Consider the following 16,365-nt stretch of genomic DNA (forward strand, 5'->3'; position numbering starts at 1 on the left):
ACGTGCTCCCGCTGCCCGTGAGGTCATGGAGGAACTTCGGCGCCGCCGCCCGCGACAGGGGCCACAGCCGCGTTCCGACACCCCCGGCGGGAATCACGGCAAAAAACTTCTCAAGCGGGCGAATATTCAACTCACGTGCGTCAGCGAAAGAGAAAGTATTAATGATTCACCTATTCAATATCAAAACATCAGTTTGCCTCAATAGAGGATTGACAAATATTCATCAGGTGCAAATTAGTCTGACGAATACAACTATTATAGTGAATGGCTTAGATCGCGTATCTCATCTGCCAGGAAGCCATATTCTATAACTCGTAGAAGGGTTTGCCAATTACTCTCAATTGTCTTGAATCTTTCTTAGTCCTTGTAAAACTTTATAGGCATGTCGCAATACAGGATTCTTCGCCGTTGGAGCTTCCAAACGTCGCACGATCTTTGCTGGCACCCCGGCCGCAAGGCAGTTGTCAGGTATATCCTTAATCACAACTGAACCCGCGGCAATCACACAACCTCTACCTATCTTTACGCCCCCGAGTATAGTCACAGAAGCACCAATCCATGTTCCGTCTCCAACGAAAATTGGATTTACGGTGTTTTTCCCTGCCCTACGATTTGTCGATCCAATTTCATGGCTATCAGTTACAAATCTACAAAACGGACCAACTGCCACATGGTTTCCAATGGTAGTTTCAGCCCGAATGTAATTATCTCGATTTATATATGTATTAGAACCGATGACTACGGGGCCCAAGATTTCAGTACCCCGCAAAATTTGAGTGTGATCGCCAACTGTGACGTCTCGCCCACCGTCGGTCATTATCACCACGCTTGAGTCAATTTTTGCTTGCATTTAAAGTCCTTCAGAATAACAGGCTACAAAAGGTCAATTGCCGATGATGATTATTACGCAACCTCGAGGCCGAATGGTCGGATCTGAAATCACGCTTTATTATGATGCAGGATATTTATGTTAGTAAATTTCCGTATTTATCCAAAAAAAGTTAAATAATTAGAACTCACGCTTTGATTACAGGTACTCAGATTCCCCGGAGAAAGATGGATATATTCCGAAAAGTGTTGAGCCTAATAGCTCATACATGGAGTCTGTTGCGGTTAATTTCGGTTTCTTGCTGACGAATTCCTAGTTTCGCCAGAAGCCTCGCGTGTCAACTAAGTGCTTGCCGGCTAGGGTGGCTCTGTCGATCTCGCTGAACTTGTCGTGGTTCACCAACAATGCGACTACGTCTGCGGCAGAAATCGCCTCAATCGCAGTCGTTTGCTTGATGTTGGAGAATCCCACCAGCTTCTTAGGCAGGATCTCTGAGTGCGGTGCCACCACCAGAATGGTGACGTCCGGACGCTGCGTGGCGAGTTTGTGGACAATGTCCACTGCCGGGGATTCCCGCATGTCGTCGATGTTCGGCTTGAATGCCAGGCCCAAGGCTGCAACGGTGGCAGCAGGATTGTCAGCAATCGGAGCCAGAATTTGCTCCACGACCCGCTGAGGCTTGGAATCATTTACCTCGCGTGCGGTCCTGATGAGCTTGGAGTTCTCAGGATCGGCGGCAACAATGAACCAGGGGTCAACGGCAATGCAGTGGCCCCCCACCCCAGGACCTGGCTGGAGGATGTTGACCCGCGGGTGGTGGTTGGCAAGTTCAATGAGTTCCCACACGTCCACACCCAGGTTCTTGCTGACGATGGAGAGCTCATTGGCGAAGGCGATGTTGACGTCCCGGTACGCATTCTCCACGAGCTTGGACAGCTCGGCCGTGGTGGCATCCGTTTCCAGGATTTCGCCCAGGCAGAAGACCTTATACAGGGCGGTCGCCGCAGCGGCGGCCCCCGGATTGAGCCCGCCAACAATGCGGTCGTTCGTGACCAGCTCGATCATTACCCGGCCGGGCAGTACGCGCTCGGGACAGTGGGCAAACAAAATTACCGGGCGGTCCTCTGAACCGTCAAGACTCAGGTCTGGGCGGCGGTCCAGAATGACCTGCGCCATGTGTGCCGTGGTCTGGGGAGGTGAAGTGGATTCGAGAATGACAAGCTCACCACCGCGCAGCTGGGGCGCAATCGCGCGGGCCGCGTCCTCGATGTAGCTGAGATCTGCGGACTTGTCGGCAAGGAACGGCGTGGGAACGGCGACGATGAACGCGTCCGCCCGGGGGGTTTCCTTTTGGGCGCTGAGGAAGCCTTGCGCCACCGCGCCGGCAACATTGGTCCCCAGATCGGGTTCAACGAACGGAACTTCGCCGCGGTTGACCGCCTCCACCGTGTCCGCCGAAACGTCCACACCAATGACCTTGACCCCGTTGCCCGCCAAAATTGCAGCCGTGGGCAGCCCGATGTAGCCCAGGCCAATGACGGCAACGGTTTCGATGCCAGCTGCAGTTGCTGAATTAGATGTCGGTGTGTTCATTGGGCTCCCCATAGAATTTTAGGTCGCCGGATGCGAGCAGCTCGGCGTCTTCCACTTGCCAGGTGTGTCGGTTGCCAGCCCTCACCTGGTAAAAATTGAACCTGTCTGCAGAATAGATCTGCATTCCGGCTTTTCCCGCATTGCGCAAGAATCCCGTGTCCTCCCCCAGCCCAAGGGCCGGGAACGGATTGGCATTGAAGGTTTCCTTGCGGGCCACAATGGTCGGGCCCATCACGAAGTCCGTGTACCGGTGTTCCTTGTGACCAAAGCGCAGGATGGTGGCCTTGGAAGCCTCCAGATGCATGTAGTGCGCCTGCTTGCCCACAATGTCCGCCCTGGAGAAGTCCATGGCGAACAACTGGTCCGAGAGGTAGGCCGTACCGTAGTGGTCGTCGTCGTCCATCTTTGCCAGGACATCCCCGTCGGCTGCGGCAACACAACGGTTCAGGCACTCCCCCAATGACACCTCGCGTCCAGCCGTCAACAGGACGACGTCAGCAAGTCCGTGGCGTTCCTGCAGCTCGCGCAATGAATGAGGCTCCATTTCAAAGCCGTGGGTCAACAGCACCAGCTGGGTGGTGACGCCGTGCTGCGCGGCGACGGTGCGGAGGACGTTGTCCACCTGCTGCGGACGGATAGTGGGAACCAGCGCCGAGGCCGTGGGGCGGAGCACTCCGGAAGTCTTGTCCGGGAGGGCTCGGGCCAGAACGGATTCCACGCGGTGGGCGTAGGTGTGTTCCTGCCAGATGCGCCGCTGGGCCAGGTGTGCAGTCCTGTCGTTGAGCTCGGGATTTTTTACCAGAGCCCGGCTCAGATGCGCGGCGGCCTGGCGGGTGTCAGCCACCGGGACCTCGTCCTCCGTGAAGAAGTTCCTGATCGCGGCGCTGGGTGTGCTGATCACCGGCGTGCCCGCGGCCGAGATTTCAAAGATCCGCCGGGCGCACATGCTGGCGGAATCCACCACGGAATTGACGTTGAGGAAGACCTTGTAGGCCTTGTAGGCAGAGAGCATCTGCGGGTAGGTGAGCGAGCCGACCACGCGGGAATCGAGCGGGGCCGGGAACTGGTAGTCCGGGTTGCCGCCCAGCTGCCGGGAGAAGATCTCCAGGCCCGTGTCCATTTTGGCCGAGGCATCCATGACGCCGTTGAGCAGCAGGTCCATTTGTTCCCGGCGTTCAGGATACTTGTGCGCAAAGTACATGCCGCCAAATGCCGCGTCCCTCCGGTGCCAGCCCTTTGCAGGCCGGACAGGATTGTGCACGGCGGGTTGCGCGGCAAAGGGCAGCACGCCGATGCGGTCGTGGCTCAAGTCCTTCCGGTAGCTGGCAATGCGGCCTTCATCCGAGGTGAACACTACATCGAAGAGCTTCGCGGCCGGCAGGAAGTCGTCGTAGTGCGGTGGGTCTTCCTTGTTCCAGAAAACGGTGGGGATGCCCCGTTCCCTACAGGCGGCGAGCATATCGATGAACGTCTGTTCTGGACCACCGTTGCCCGCTATCTTGCCCCGCCACAGGCGGTCGTTCCCGGCCCAGGCAGATTCGATGAAGACTAAGTCAAGGCCGTCAAGCTGCTGCATCCAGGCGGCTGGGTCCAGGGCCACGGAAGTCCATTCAAACTGGAAAGCCATGGCCGAGAAGTCGTCGAGAATGACGCCCACGGTGAGATCGTCCCGTCGGGCATGGCCCTTCGGAAGGACGGCTGCTGCGAAGGACAGGTGGCGGTTCCTGCCTCTGCCCACCCAGCCGGCCTCCACGCCCTGGACACTGGTCGGGGCAGCGAAGCCCCGATCAACCCGGCGGCGGTTCTGCCACCGCTTCAATTGCCCGGGACCACCGTTCCGCAGGTGCCAAAGTGCAGTTTTCGCCTCACTGACGGTGTACATCAGCCAGCCGCCGTAAAGCTGCGGTCGCCGCCGCGCTGGTTGACGACGTTGGCCACTTCCAACGAAGCCATGACGTCGGCACGCAGCCCATGGGCGGAGATATTGTTCCCCCTGGCCAAGTGGTTGGTGAACTCCATGTATTTCTTGGTGACGTCCTTCGGATTGCCATCCATGATGAGGTCCCCCTTGTCCAGCCACACCACCCGCCCCGTCATGTCCTTGATGGTGTCCAAGCTGTGGCTGACCAGCAGGACGCAGCCGGCCTTCTCGCGAAGTTCATCCATGCGGCGCTTGCTGCGCGCGGCAAACTGGGCGTCGCCGGTGTTGAGGGCTTCATCGACGAGCAGAATTTCGGGATTTCCACAGGCGGCAATGGCAAAGCGAAGGCGGGACCCCATCCCCGACGAATACGATTTCATGGGCAGGTGGATGGATTTTTCCAGTCCCGAAACTTCCACGATCTCATCAAATCGTGCGTCGATTTCATCGCGGCTCAGCCCCATGGCAAGGCAGCCCAGAACAACGTTCTGGTCCCCAGACAGTTCCGGAACCAGCGCAGCGTTGACGCCCAACATGATGGGTGTGCTGGAGGCATGTATGGCCCCGCCGGTGGGTCGCACCTGGCCACTCACCAGCTTCATCAGGGTGCTCTTGCCCGAACCGTTCCGGCCAATGATTCCCACTGATTCGCCGCGCCGGACCACCAGGGAAAGTCTATTCAAAGCGTGGACGGTGACTGTGTTGGGGCGTGGAGTGAATCGCTGCAGGATCTTCCAGCCAAAGCGAGGAACCTCAGTTTGTTCCTCTGTCGAGATGACCTGGTACTTCATGGCCACGTTGTCTGCCACAACGCAGGGGTCAGCCGTCAAACGCGCAAGTTCATCAGCCGCGGACATAGGATTCCTCGGCTTTCCAGAAGAACAACATTCCCACGATGAGGGCAATGGAAGCCCACGCACTGAGCATGGCCCAGGAATGCCACGATGGCGTCACGCCGTACATGACCGCATCCCGGGTTATGTCGATTATGAGGAACATGGGGTTGGCCTGCATAAGCCAATAAATTGTCGGATGGTTCGAGAATCGGTCCAGAGAATAAAAAACGGCGGACATGTACATCAACAGCCGCAACGTGAATGGCAGCAGGTGCGTAACATCGTTTACGCGCGAAATAATCCGGGCAAGAATCAAGCCGATGCCCAGATTGAAAATGAATTGTAGTGCCAAGACTGGCACCAGTAACAACCATCGCCAGCTGATAGGTTCCACAGGTGGAACCACCAAAATTATGAGCAACATAGCTATGATAAGTGGGATGTTGGCCAACAATTCACGAACATTGACGCCGATCGGCAGTGCCGCGCGAGGGAAACTGAAGCCCTGCACCAGGGCCTTGTTCTGCTGCATTGACCGGGCACCGCTTACGATGGCACCAGAGGTGATTTGGAACATGAAAATGCCGATGACCAAGTATGAAATAAAATTTGGTATGCCCTTGCTTGTCTTTAACAAGAGTCCAAACACCAGAAAATATGTCATGCCATTGAAAACGGGATTCAAGATAAGCCACGCGCTGCCAAGCTTGTCGCGGCGGGTGCCGCTTTGTACGCGGGCGCGGGCGTCGTAGTAAATGAACTGGCGGAAGTCCCAGAGCTGTACCAGATAGTCCAGAAACGGCGGCCGTGCACCAACCCTGCTCAGCTTGCTCAGGTCGACCGGCACGTCACGGACCACGGCCGGTTTCGGCAATTCAGCTGTAATCTCAGTCATGCGCGCCACTCCGGCTAGCAAATTTCAAACGTGCAACTTTCTTGTAGGCGGCACTGTAGGCCGCGGCGTTGGCATTCCACGTGCGCAGTTCCAAAACACCCCTGCGCCCCGCCGTGCCCAAACGCTTCCGCAATTCGGGGTCCTGCAACATCCCGGACAAAACTTTGGCCAAGCCTGACGGATTGTCCGCCGGACTCAGCCTGCCGTTCACATTCTCTTCGATGATCTCACGAAGCGCGGGCAGGTCGCTGGCCACCACGGGGCGGGCGCTGGCCAGCGCCTCCACGGGCTTGAGCGGCGTGACGGCCCGGGTGACGGCCAGGTCCTTGCGGGGAACCACAAAGACGTCCAGCGCCTGGTGGTACAAAGGCGTGGACTCGCGGGGAACCCGCCCAGTAAATGTGACCTTGCCGGCCAGTCCCAGTTGCTTGGCCTGGTCCTGCAGGGCAGGCAGGGATGTGCCACTTCCCACAATCAACAGGCGGAGCTTGGGGAATGTCGGCGCCAAAATGGCGAAAGCGTCCACCAGGTCATCAATGCCCTCGTAGTCCACCAGCGAGCTGACGGTGCCGATGTAGTCGAGCGCGGGATCCAGCCCCAATGCCCTCCTGGCCTCTTCATGGGTCCTGGGCTCTTCCAGGAACGGCCCGCCCACGGCGTTGGGCGCCAGCAGGACCTTGTCTGCGGGAATGCCCGCGTCCACGATCCTTTCCTTCATCGCCTCGCCCAGGGTGAACACCTGGTCTGCGGCCTGCATGACGTCCACCTCGCGGGCCTGGAACTGCACATAACGCTGGCTGGCCCTCGCCTCCTCGCCGCGCGTGGAGGCCCACGTGTCCGCCAGCTGCCCCCGCACCTCGTAGACCCACGGAATGCCCAAGGCGCGCGCCACGGCACCCACCACGAGGCCGTTGGCAAAGTGCGTGGTGGTGTGCAGCACCTCCGGCCGGAATTCCAGAGCGATCCGCAACAGCGCTTCGGCTTCCTGCTGCATGCGGGCATCCGCCGTGGCCGCCAGCCGCGACGGAATCATCCGGCGGTACATGATGCCGTCAATCACGTCCTGCTCCCGCGCCGTCACCTTGCCCACCTGCACCGGGTAGCCAAGGCGCGTGACGGCAAGAACGTCCCAACCGGCGTCGCGCTGGGCGGTGAGGATGGAGTGGCTACGCTGGGCATACCCGCTGCCCGTGTGGGGCAGGGAATTCGTCAGGAAGTGCAGCACGCGGCCGGGCACGGGTTCCATGGGAACAGCCCCCAGCTCCGGGGCCCAGCCCGAAAAGGTGCGCAGCTCCCCCGCCAGGCGCCGGCGGTGCTTCGCCATGCCCCCACGCTGGGAGGCGAGGGCGGCCACGGCACCCGCCATGTCGCCGTCGTACCACTTGCGCCGGGCAAGCGTGGCGGGCAGCCGTCGTGCCCCCGTTGCGGCCGGCAGGAACTTGTCCGCCCAGGCGGGCTCCCCCGCGGCCAGTGCGACGTCGGCCGCGAGCCTTGCGCGGTTGCCCGCCAATCCGCCGGAAAGCGCCTTGTCAAGGCGGCGGGCCAGCCCGCCGGAGTCGCCGGATACGAAGGCGGCCACCAGCGCCGGCGCTGCCGCGGAGTACGGCAGTACCCGGCAGACGGCCCTGGCCACGGGCTGCACCAGGCGGGAGGGAAGCCGGCGGGAAATCTGCAGGGCCAACACCACCGGATCGTCCAGCAGGTGCCGGGCAGCTGTGGTCGCTGCCAGGGTGAGGTTCTTGCGCAGGTCCACTAGACGGCACTCTTGCTGCGGACCAGCGCCCCGATGGTGTCCATGTACTTGAGCGCCAGCGACGGGTAGTTGGCGTGTTCGCGGACCCAGTCCCGGCCCGATGTTCCGGCCTGGAGCCGCGTCCTGTCCGCCGCCAGCGTGCGCCAGAGTTCCGCAACGGCCTCGGGCTTCCAGGCGACCACGTCGCCGCCGTCGGCCTCCTGGACGATGCGTGCCGCCTCGCCGCGCACAATGGCGGTGACGTGGCGGCCGATTGACATGACCTCATACGTCTTCGACGGCACGGTGGCCTCGAAGGACTTCCAGTCGTCGCGCAGGGAGACGATGCAGGTGTCCGCCTTCTTGTAGCGGTTCAGCACGTCCTGGCCGTGGAGGGACTCATGGAAGGTGACGGGTGCGTTGAGTTCCTCGGCCAGGTCCATCAGGCCCGGGCGCTGGGTGCCGTGGCCCACCATGTGCAGGCGCATGGAATCACCCACCAGGGCGCTGGCGCGGACCACCACGTCCAGGCGCTGGCTCTCGCCGTGGTTGCCCAGGTAGAGCGCCTCGAAGGTGTCGCGTTCCTGCGCGGGCGGCTCAAAGACCGGCACGGAATCCAGGTCCAGCCCGTTGCTGATGGTCACCACGTTCTTCACGCCGCGGGCACGGAGGGTCTCCGCGAAGCCTTCCGTCACGGACACGACGAGATCGGCACGCAGCTGGATGGCCTCCACCACGCGCTCCACGACGCTCTTGACGCTGCCCTTGACGATCCGCGCATCGCGGGCCAGGTCCGGCCAGGCGTCGCGCATTTCAACGATCAGGGGGACGTGGCGGAGCTTGGCCACCACATACCCGGCCACCATGATGGGCAGGCTGGGCGCGGTGACTACCACCACGTCCGCCTTGCGCCACATCAGCCCGGCGGGGATGGACATGGCCGCCGAGAACACCTGGTCCACCAGCCGCGCGGCGTGGAAGTTGCCGCTGTGGCGGATGTAGGGTACGCGCTTGATCCGCTCCCCGTGGGGTCCCATTTGGCCGCGGAACGGACTGCCGGCCTTTTCCCGCGGGAGGCTGCGGCGGCCTTCCGGGAAGTGTGCCACAGGTGCCACCACGTCCACGTCCCAGTCGGCCTTGCGAAATTCACGGATCAAGGTGGTCCAACGCCGCTGCGGCGGGCTGTGCTCGGGCCAGTAGGAGTGGATCAGGAGCATGAGGCGAAGCGGACCACCCGGCACGTCCGCCGGGCTGGTCCTCCGGCTGATTCGTGGGCGGCCGGAACGGGGAGGGGTCTTCTTAAGCAACGTCCGCCGGCTCCGTCCTTGTTGCCGGCATGCGGCGCCCCGAATGTCCCATCACGCGGAAGTATCCGGCGCCCAGGACCAGCAAAATGGCGATCGTGGTGATTTGGACGGGCAGCGGGCTGCCCTTTGGCGTGCCCTGCTCCATGCCGGCCTTGGACGTTGCGGGCTGCTTTGCCTGGTAATTCTGTGCGTCAGCCTTGGGCACGGCACCGCTGCTGCCGAGGCCCGACGCGGCAACCGCGTTGGGGGAGCTGGCCAGCGCGGGACCGGCAATAAAAAGGGTCCCGAAAATAGTTGCCACGACAATGGCAACGGCCAGCACAAACTGCTGGCGTGAGAGCTGCAGCCCCAAAAGTTCCCCTAAAAATCTCAAACAAACCCGGCTGTGATGAAGCCGGGAACGGTGCGAGTGTGCGTCGGGTGGACGGAATTCGTTGCCCCACCCAATAGTCCAGACAGATTATTATCTCATACCCGGCGGGAGGCGCCGGGCTCCGGGTCTCGACGCGCTCGCAGAGCTCGCTGCTCGACCACCGGAACGCGCCCGCAGAGCTCGCTGCTCGACCACCGGGGCTGGGGTCTCGACGCGCGGATTTCGACAGGCTCAATCACCGGGTCTCGACGCGCGGATTTCGACAGGCTCAATCACCGGGTCTCGACGCGCTCGCAGAGCTCGCTGCTCGACCACCGGGGCTCAACCGCCGAGGCCGGCGGATTTCAGGTATGTTCCGAGTGAATCGTCGGTGAGGGCCTTCGCAATGGCCGAGATGGCGGCGTCGTCCTTCAGCACAATCGACTGGCCGTCCGCGCTGGTGCCGGTGCCCAGCGTGGGCAGCGTGAAGGACACGACGTCCGAACCACGCACGGCGTTCAGGCTCACGGCCAGGGCACCCACCGTGGCCGCGTCCAGGCCCTTGTCCACGCTCAGGTACGGGGACACCTGGTTGACCAGCTCCGTGACCTTGACGGGGTTGGTCAGCGTGGCCGGGGTCAGCACGGTGTTCATGACGGCCTTGAGGAAGATCTGCTGGTCCTTCACCCGCTGGTAGTCGCCGTCCACAAACGCGTACCGCTCCCGCGCAAAGGCCAGGGCCTGGTCCCCGTTGAGCTTTTGCGGGCCCGCCTTGAGCGTGATGTCCGCCGTGTACGCCTTGAAGCCGATGGGCACGTTGACCTCCACCCCGCCCAGGGCGTCCGTGATGGCCTTGAAGCCCTCAAAGTCCACGATCGCCACGTGGTCGATCCTGCTCTTGAACAGCCCCTCGAGCGTCTGCACCACCAGCGGCACCCCCCCGTACGCCATGGCCGCGTTGATCTTCGCCTGGCCGTGCCCGGGGATGTCCACCCAGGTGTCGCGCATGACCGACATCATGTAGATGTGCTTGCGGTCCGCCGGGATGTGCACCCACATCATGGTGTCCGAGCGCTGGTTGGACGGCTGGCCCTCCTCCGCCTGGGCCAGCGCCGCACCGCGGGTGTCGCTGCCCAGCAGCAGGATGTTCATGGCGTTCGACGCCGGACCCTCCGTGGGCTTGACCGGCCGCGCCGCCTCGCTGGGGAACGCCTGCCCGATTTTTTGCGTCTTGGTGTCAAAGCTGTGGGCCAGGTTGTAAACGAACAAGCCGCTGACCACGGCCGCCACCACAAAAATGGCCAGGAAGAACAGCAGCACGTTCCTGCGCGCGTTGCGTCTGCGGCGGGCCGGGACGGGCGGGGCCAAGTCTTCACTCATGGCGCCATCATGCCACCGCCTTGGTGTGAATCTCCGGCAATTTCGCTGGGTGCGGCCCCATTGTTGCTGCGCCGTGACCATCGCGGGCCGGCCGGCTGCGCGGTGCTTTGCTGCGTTTTGAGGTGGGGGGCGTTCCCAGTTTCACCGGATAGGGTTGATTCATGCGCTTGAAATCCCTGTCCTGGCGGTTCGCTGTGCCCTGTGCGGCGCTGTCCCTGATGGTCCTGACCGGCTGCGCGCCGTCGGTGAGCATCGCGGCCGCCCAGGATTCGAACAATCCGGCCTGCGCGCCCATGATGGTGTCCCTGCCGGACACCCTGGCCGGCGCCAAGCGCCGGACCACCACCAGCCAGGCCACCGCCGCCTGGGGCGACCCGTCCCTGGTCGTGCTGCGCTGCGGCGTGGCCGTACCGGGGCCCACCACCACCAAGTGCGTGGGCGTCAACGGCGTGGACTGGATCATCAAGGAAGGCGAGCAGAACTGGACCATGACCACCTACGGCCGCAACCCGGCCGCCGAGGTGACCATCGATCCGAACAAGATCCCCTCCAGCTCCGTCCTGGCCGGACTCTCCAATGCCGCGGAGAAGCTGCCCAAGGAGCGCGCCTGCGTGGGGCCCAGCGACGTCGAGAACCTGCCCACGGCGAAGGCGGGCTAGGGCTTCGGCGGCTTTGCCGCGAGCCGCCAGAGCGAGGTGACCTCCTGGGAGCGGGCGGCAAAGAACGGGTCGCTGCGGTCCATGGACCGCGGGTGTTTCGCCCGGGTGTCCAGCCGGTCCTTGACCGTGAGCCCGGCCTCTTCGATCCATTGGAGCAGTTCCTCGCGGGACCGCAGGCCCAGGTGCTCGGCCAGGTCGGAGAGGACCAGCCAGCCCTCTCCCCCAGGCTCCAGATGCTCCGTCAGGCCGGCGAGGAAGGCCGTGAGCATGCGGCTCTTGGGATCGTAGACGGCGTTGTCCAGCAGGGTGTGCGGCGTCCCGGGCAGCCACGGCGGGTTGCAGACCACCAGCGGCGCCCTCCCCTCCGGGAACATGTCCGTCAGTTCCGGTTCCACGCGCCCGTCCAGCCCGAGCCGCTGCAGGTTCTCCACGGCGCAGGCAATGGCCCGCGGCTCGCTGTCCGTGGCGACGACCCTTGTGACGCCGCGCCGGGCCAGGATGGCGGCCAGCACGCCGGTGCCCGTGCCGATGTCGAACGCCAGCTCCGTTGAGGGCAGGGGGGCCCGCGCCACGAGGTCCAGGTACTCGCTGCGGATGGGCGCAAACGTCCCGTAGTGCGGATAAATGACGGCCTCCAGCGCGTCGACATACAGCCCGTTCCTGCGCCATTCCCAGGCGCCGATGGCACCGAGCACGTCCTGCAGCGGCGCCACCTCCGCCTCCGTCACCGGCCCGGCGGCGGCCAGCCAGGCCTCCTTGACGTCCGGGGCCCGGCGCAGGGCAACGGCCGGGCCGGGCTCCAGCGGAACCAGCAGCAGGCCCAGCACCCGGGCGCGCTGGGAGCGGGCCTGGCGGTAGCGGTAAAACGCCTCGGCGACGGTGCCGCCGTCGTGCTTCTTCCCCTTCGTGGTGCCGTCCGGCAGCCTTCGCGCAATGGCGGAGAGGAGCTGGCGGGCGTTGTGGTAGTCGCCGGTCCACAGCAGGGCGGTGCCCCGGGCGGCGAGGCGGTAGGCGTCGTCGGCCGTCAGGGAGTCGTCAACGGCCACCACGTTCCTGGGCGCCCGGGCCCCGCTGGCGGAATGCCACAGGGCCGTGCGGTCCACGCCGTCCTGCGTCCACGTGACGGTTCCGTGTGGCTCGGGCGGCGTCTGATCGGGGGTCATGGTGCTCCTGGGTTGGGGTCTCGACGCTCGGCCAGAGGGGTTTCGATGTCAGGCTTGACCAGCGGGGTTTCGATGTCAGGCTTGACCATGGACGGCCAGTCCTCAAGTCTAGACGTTCGCGGTTGCGGCATTGGAGCCTGCAAGGCGATGCGGTTCTTCTGCAGAAACCCTGCAATCCTGGCAAAACCTGCGAATCATGGATCGACCAAGGGTTACGACACGGCCTCCGGGCATGATCAAAGGAACCGACCATGAGAGCCGGGCCCGCCCGCACGCAGCTTCGGCGCGACGTTGCCACGTACCTGGGAATTTCCGTTGACACGGTGGCCCGCTTCGGAAGGAAAACCGCCCACCGCAGATCTGAGGATCGGAACCAGCGTGGACAAGACCGCATTGCTTCACAGCAGCGTGGAAGTCCTCCGCCCGCTCCCGGCTCCGCAACGGGCCAGCCTCGGCCGTCGGGTCGGCGCCCGGTACGCCCGTGTTCCGCACCCTGACAATCTGGAAAGGTGTGTCCTGCCGAAATCCGTATCCCTCATTCGCAAGCTGGCCGGGAACTTCTCCGGGGGCGCCGCAAGTGATCCCGAGACCTGCCTGATCGGTGCCGCGGAGGGCTGGCACCTCGGCGGGAACGACAAACGGGTTGTCTTCATCCCCATGATCTCTGGAGCCTCGGCCAAGGCCGCCGGTCTTTGGGACGGCGCCGGTGCAACATTTCAGACAGGTACCTTGGCATCAGCCGAAAAGACCCTGTCGATCCACTCGAGGCCTCCGCCTGCCCCTGAACGATCCTGCCGAAATAACGTCCCCGACGTGCCTTCGGCCACCGGGGCCTCTGACCCATTCCTTCCACACAGTCACAGGAGCGCTGCGGCACCGCGGACCATGGCTGCCGCCCCGCCGGCAAAGGCGAGGATGACGACCAGGAGGCGACCGGCGTCGTGCGTGACATGCTTGGCGGCCCACTCCCCCGCCACCAGGCCCAGCACCATCGCCAGGCATACCGCGATCCAGGCCCAGGCCGGCAGGTCCGGAAAGGATGCCGGGTTGGTGACGGCCTTGGCCGAAATCGAGGCCAGCGAGGTGACCATGAAGTATGGCTGCATGGTGGCGGCAAAGCCCTTTTGCCCCCACCGCGTGGCAACGGCGTAGACGCTCATGGCGGGGCCGCCAACGCCTGCCAAAACGCTCATGCCCCCGCTGGCGGCACCCGCCGCGAACATGGTCCCCGCGCCCGGGTCGCCCGGCCGCGGCCTGGCGAACAGCGTGATGGACAGCCCGGCGATGATGAGTGCGCCAATGCCGACGTCAAGCCAGGCGGCGGGGGCAACTTTCAGCAGGAGGGCGCCGGGGATGACGCCCACCAGCGCCGCAAGCGCAAGTCCGGCAAACTTCCGCCACTCAATGTCTGCCACCACGCGGCCCAGGATCAAGGCCGACGCCGTGGCGCCGCAGATGTTGGCGGTGACCACGCCGCTGACGGGGCCCAGCAACAGGACCATGAACGGGGCCGACACCAGCGCAAATCCCATGCCCGTCAGCCGCTGCAGGGACGCGCCCACAAGGATCGCAAGCAGGAGGAGTGCAATCAGCATGGCGGGCTTCCTGGATAGTTGGGCTGTGGGTTGCTGGGTCTCGACGCGCTCGCAGAGCTCGCTGCTCGACCACCGGGGGGTTTCGACAGACTCGACCGGCGGATCAGCCCCTGCCGCCGTAGATGGCGGGCACCGCCCAAGTTTAGACGATGTGAGGTGTTGAGCCCCAGCGCTACCCATTACCAGGCGCGCGGGTCCGAGGCTGCGTTTGAAGTGTTCAACGTTCCCGCCCACTGGAACCCATGACTGCTCGGGCGTAGCATAGTGAATACATGTAATCTTTGTGAAGGAGGGGCCATGCCTACTTCGGTTCGTCTACCCCCGGAAACTGAAAAGCGCCTCGACCGGTTAGCCGCTTCCACGGGCCGGACCAAGGCGTTCTACGTTCGAGAACTCATCGTCTCCGGCCTCGACCGTCTGGAATGGGAATACTCCGTTGCGCAGAACGCGCACGACATTCGTGCTGGCCGCAGGCGGACCATCCCCAGTGACGAGGTAAGGCGCACTCTTGGCTTGGAAGGTTGAGTACGACCCGGACGCGGTGAAGGCCCTCAAACGACTCGACAAAACTGTCGCCCGACGTATTGTGGACTACCTCGATGAAGTTGCTGCCCTCGAAGATCCACGCTCGCGCGCCAAAGCACTCACCGGATCCTTTGGCGGCCTGTGGCGTTACAGGGTTGGCGATTACCGCATCATCTGCGACGTGATCAGCGAGGAGCTCGTCATCGTTGCCCTCGACCTCGGCCACCGCTCAAAAATCTACCTGTGACGGAGGATTTGTCCGGGTAGCTTGGCTCTGGGTCTCGACGCGCTCGACCGGCGGGGCCTGGGTCTCGACGCGCTCGCAGAACTCGCTGCTCGACCAGCGGGCTGACCCTGGGTCTCGACGCGCTCGCAGAGCTCGCTGCTCGACCACCGGGGGCTCGCTGCTCGACCACCGCTAGTCAATCAGCGCAGGCCGGTCTTTCTGGTCAGCGCCAGCTGGATTAGCTCGTCGATCAGGTCAGGGTAGGACAGCCCGGAGGCGGCCCACATCTGCGGGTACATGGAGCTCGGCGTGAAGCCGGGCATCGTGTTGATCTCGTTGATGACCAGCTCGCCGGCGGCCGTGTAGAAGAAGTCCACGCGGGAGAGGCCCTCGGCCCCCACGGCATCGAACGCCGCCGCGGCCTGCTCCTGGACGCGGGCGATGTCCGCCGCCGGCATGTCCGCCGGGCAGCTGAGGTTCACGGCACCGCCCTGGACGTACTTGGCCTCGAAGTCGTAGAACTGGTGGTGCGCGCCGTCCACCATGGCGATCTCGCCCGGCAGCGAGACGCGCGGGGCGTCGCTCCCCCGGCCCTCCAGCACGGCGATCTCAATCTCCCGGCCCACGATCCCGGCCTCGATGACCAGCTTGAGGTCGTGTTCCCGTGCGGCAAGGATCGCGGCGTCCAGGCCGTCCAGGGAATCGACCTTGGAGATGCCCATGGAGGAGCCGGCGCGGGCGGGCTTGACGAAAACGGGGAAGCCCAGCGCGGCCACACGCTCCCGCACCCGCTCCGGGTGGACGGTCCAGTCCCTGTCCGTCACGGCCACGTACGGGCCCACCGTGAGCCCGGCCGCCTCGAACACGACCTTCATGAAGTGCTTGTCCATGCCGATCGCGGAGGCCAGCACGCCGGCACCCACGTACCGGGTGTCGGAAAGTTCCAGCAGCCCCTGGACGGTGCCGTCCTCGCCCCACGGCCCGTGCAGCAGCGGGAACACCACATCCACCGACCCCAGCTCCTGCGGCACGCTTGACGGCTCGGTCACCACCAGCTGGTGGTCCCCGCCCAGGTGGGCCAGCGAAACAGACTTGTCCCCGGCCACCACCTCAGGCAAGGTGCCCGCGGTCAGGGACCAGCCGGCGACCTCATTCCCGGCCAGCACCCACTGGCCGTTCTTCGCAATGCCGACGGGGACGACGTCGTACTTGGTCCTGTCAATGGCACCCATCACCCCCGCCGCCGTGACGCAGCTGACGGCGTGCTCGCTGGAGCGCCCGCCAAACAGGATGGCCACCCGGATGCGGCCGGGCGCAGCTGTGGAGGGACGTTGTGCTTGAGTGCTCACGCG

At 63.7% G+C, this 16,365-nt stretch carries 16 protein-coding genes; 3 read left to right on the forward strand and 13 right to left on the reverse strand.

The window, feature by feature from the left end; genetic code table 11:
* The 10 genes from G6034_RS03165 to G6034_RS03210 form a co-directional block, all read right to left on the reverse strand.
* A partial coding sequence (locus G6034_RS03165; protein WP_246295274.1) for a sugar phosphate nucleotidyltransferase occupies positions 1-130 on the reverse strand: 130 nt, incomplete at its 3' end.
* Between the two features lie 207 nt (positions 131-337).
* Entirely contained in the window at positions 338-850 is a 513-nt protein-coding gene (locus G6034_RS03170; RefSeq protein ID WP_218063507.1) for an acyltransferase, read from the reverse strand.
* Between the two features lie 291 nt (positions 851-1,141).
* On the reverse strand, positions 1,142-2,422 hold the full coding sequence (gene wecC / locus G6034_RS03175; RefSeq protein ID WP_176633666.1) for a UDP-N-acetyl-D-mannosamine dehydrogenase: 1,281 nt from the start codon (positions 2,420-2,422) through the stop codon (positions 1,142-1,144).
* Positions 2,403-4,160: a glycosyltransferase family protein gene (locus tag G6034_RS03180; RefSeq protein ID WP_343037917.1), complete on the reverse strand. Its 1,758-nt coding sequence runs from the start codon at positions 4,158-4,160 to the stop codon at positions 2,403-2,405. The genes wecC and G6034_RS03180 overlap by 20 nt, the downstream gene beginning before the upstream one ends.
* A gap of 143 nt (positions 4,161-4,303) precedes the next feature.
* Positions 4,304-5,152: an ABC transporter ATP-binding protein gene (locus G6034_RS03185; RefSeq protein ID WP_343037918.1), complete on the reverse strand. Its 849-nt coding sequence runs from the start codon at positions 5,150-5,152 to the stop codon at positions 4,304-4,306.
* A gap of 34 nt (positions 5,153-5,186) precedes the next feature.
* Positions 5,187-6,074 carry an ABC transporter permease gene (locus G6034_RS03190; RefSeq protein ID WP_176633669.1) on the reverse strand — a complete coding sequence of 296 codons (888 nt, stop codon included), beginning with the start codon at positions 6,072-6,074 and terminating at the stop codon, positions 5,187-5,189.
* On the reverse strand, positions 6,067-7,827 hold the full coding sequence (locus G6034_RS03195) for a glycosyltransferase family 4 protein (RefSeq protein ID WP_343037919.1): 1,761 nt from the start codon (positions 7,825-7,827) through the stop codon (positions 6,067-6,069). Before G6034_RS03195 ends, G6034_RS03190 begins: the two co-directional genes overlap by 8 nt.
* Positions 7,827-9,023 (reverse strand): glycosyltransferase family 4 protein, encoded by a 1,197-nt coding sequence (locus G6034_RS03200; protein WP_176633670.1) that lies wholly within the window; start codon positions 9,021-9,023, stop codon positions 7,827-7,829. The genes G6034_RS03195 and G6034_RS03200 overlap by 1 nt, the downstream gene beginning before the upstream one ends.
* 82 nt (positions 9,024-9,105) lie before the next feature.
* Positions 9,106-9,486, reverse strand: a complete 381-nt coding sequence (locus G6034_RS03205) for a hypothetical protein (protein ID WP_176633671.1) — start codon at positions 9,484-9,486, stop codon at positions 9,106-9,108.
* Positions 9,487-9,807: 321 nt separating this feature from the next.
* Entirely contained in the window at positions 9,808-10,845 is a 1,038-nt protein-coding gene (locus G6034_RS03210) for an LCP family protein (RefSeq protein WP_176633672.1), read from the reverse strand.
* A 161-nt stretch (positions 10,846-11,006) separates the two neighbouring features.
* On the opposite strand from G6034_RS03210, the gene G6034_RS03215 reads away from it, so the two are divergent.
* Positions 11,007-11,504, forward strand: a complete 498-nt coding sequence (locus G6034_RS03215) for a DUF3515 domain-containing protein (protein ID WP_176633673.1) — start codon at positions 11,007-11,009, stop codon at positions 11,502-11,504.
* Here the strand turns inward: G6034_RS03215 and G6034_RS03220 are convergent.
* Together G6034_RS03220 and G6034_RS03225 are read right to left on the reverse strand one after the other, a co-directional pair.
* Entirely contained in the window at positions 11,501-12,667 is a 1,167-nt protein-coding gene (locus tag G6034_RS03220) for a methyltransferase (RefSeq protein ID WP_176633674.1), read from the reverse strand. The genes G6034_RS03215 and G6034_RS03220 overlap by 4 nt on opposite strands.
* Positions 12,668-13,524: 857 nt before the next feature.
* Positions 13,525-14,262: a sulfite exporter TauE/SafE family protein gene (locus G6034_RS03225; protein WP_176633675.1), complete on the reverse strand. Its 738-nt coding sequence runs from the start codon at positions 14,260-14,262 to the stop codon at positions 13,525-13,527.
* A gap of 297 nt (positions 14,263-14,559) precedes the next feature.
* On the opposite strand from G6034_RS03225, the gene relB reads away from it, so the two are divergent.
* Positions 14,560-14,787 (forward strand): type II toxin-antitoxin system RelB family antitoxin, encoded by a 228-nt coding sequence (relB, locus tag G6034_RS03230; protein ID WP_176633676.1) that lies wholly within the window; start codon positions 14,560-14,562, stop codon positions 14,785-14,787.
* Positions 14,771-15,034, forward strand: coding sequence for a type II toxin-antitoxin system RelE family toxin (locus G6034_RS03235; RefSeq protein WP_176633677.1), 264 nt, complete (start codon positions 14,771-14,773; stop codon positions 15,032-15,034). The genes relB and G6034_RS03235 overlap by 17 nt, the downstream gene beginning before the upstream one ends.
* Positions 15,035-15,213: 179 nt before the next feature.
* On the opposite strand, the gene G6034_RS03240 is transcribed toward G6034_RS03235, so the two are convergent.
* Positions 15,214-16,362: a D-alanine--D-alanine ligase family protein gene (locus G6034_RS03240; protein WP_343037920.1), complete on the reverse strand. Its 1,149-nt coding sequence runs from the start codon at positions 16,360-16,362 to the stop codon at positions 15,214-15,216.
* Between the last annotated feature and the right edge of the window lie 3 nt (positions 16,363-16,365).

This window comes from Arthrobacter wenxiniae (assembly GCF_013376105.1).
Lineage (GTDB): Bacteria > Actinomycetota > Actinomycetes > Actinomycetales > Micrococcaceae > Specibacter > Specibacter wenxiniae.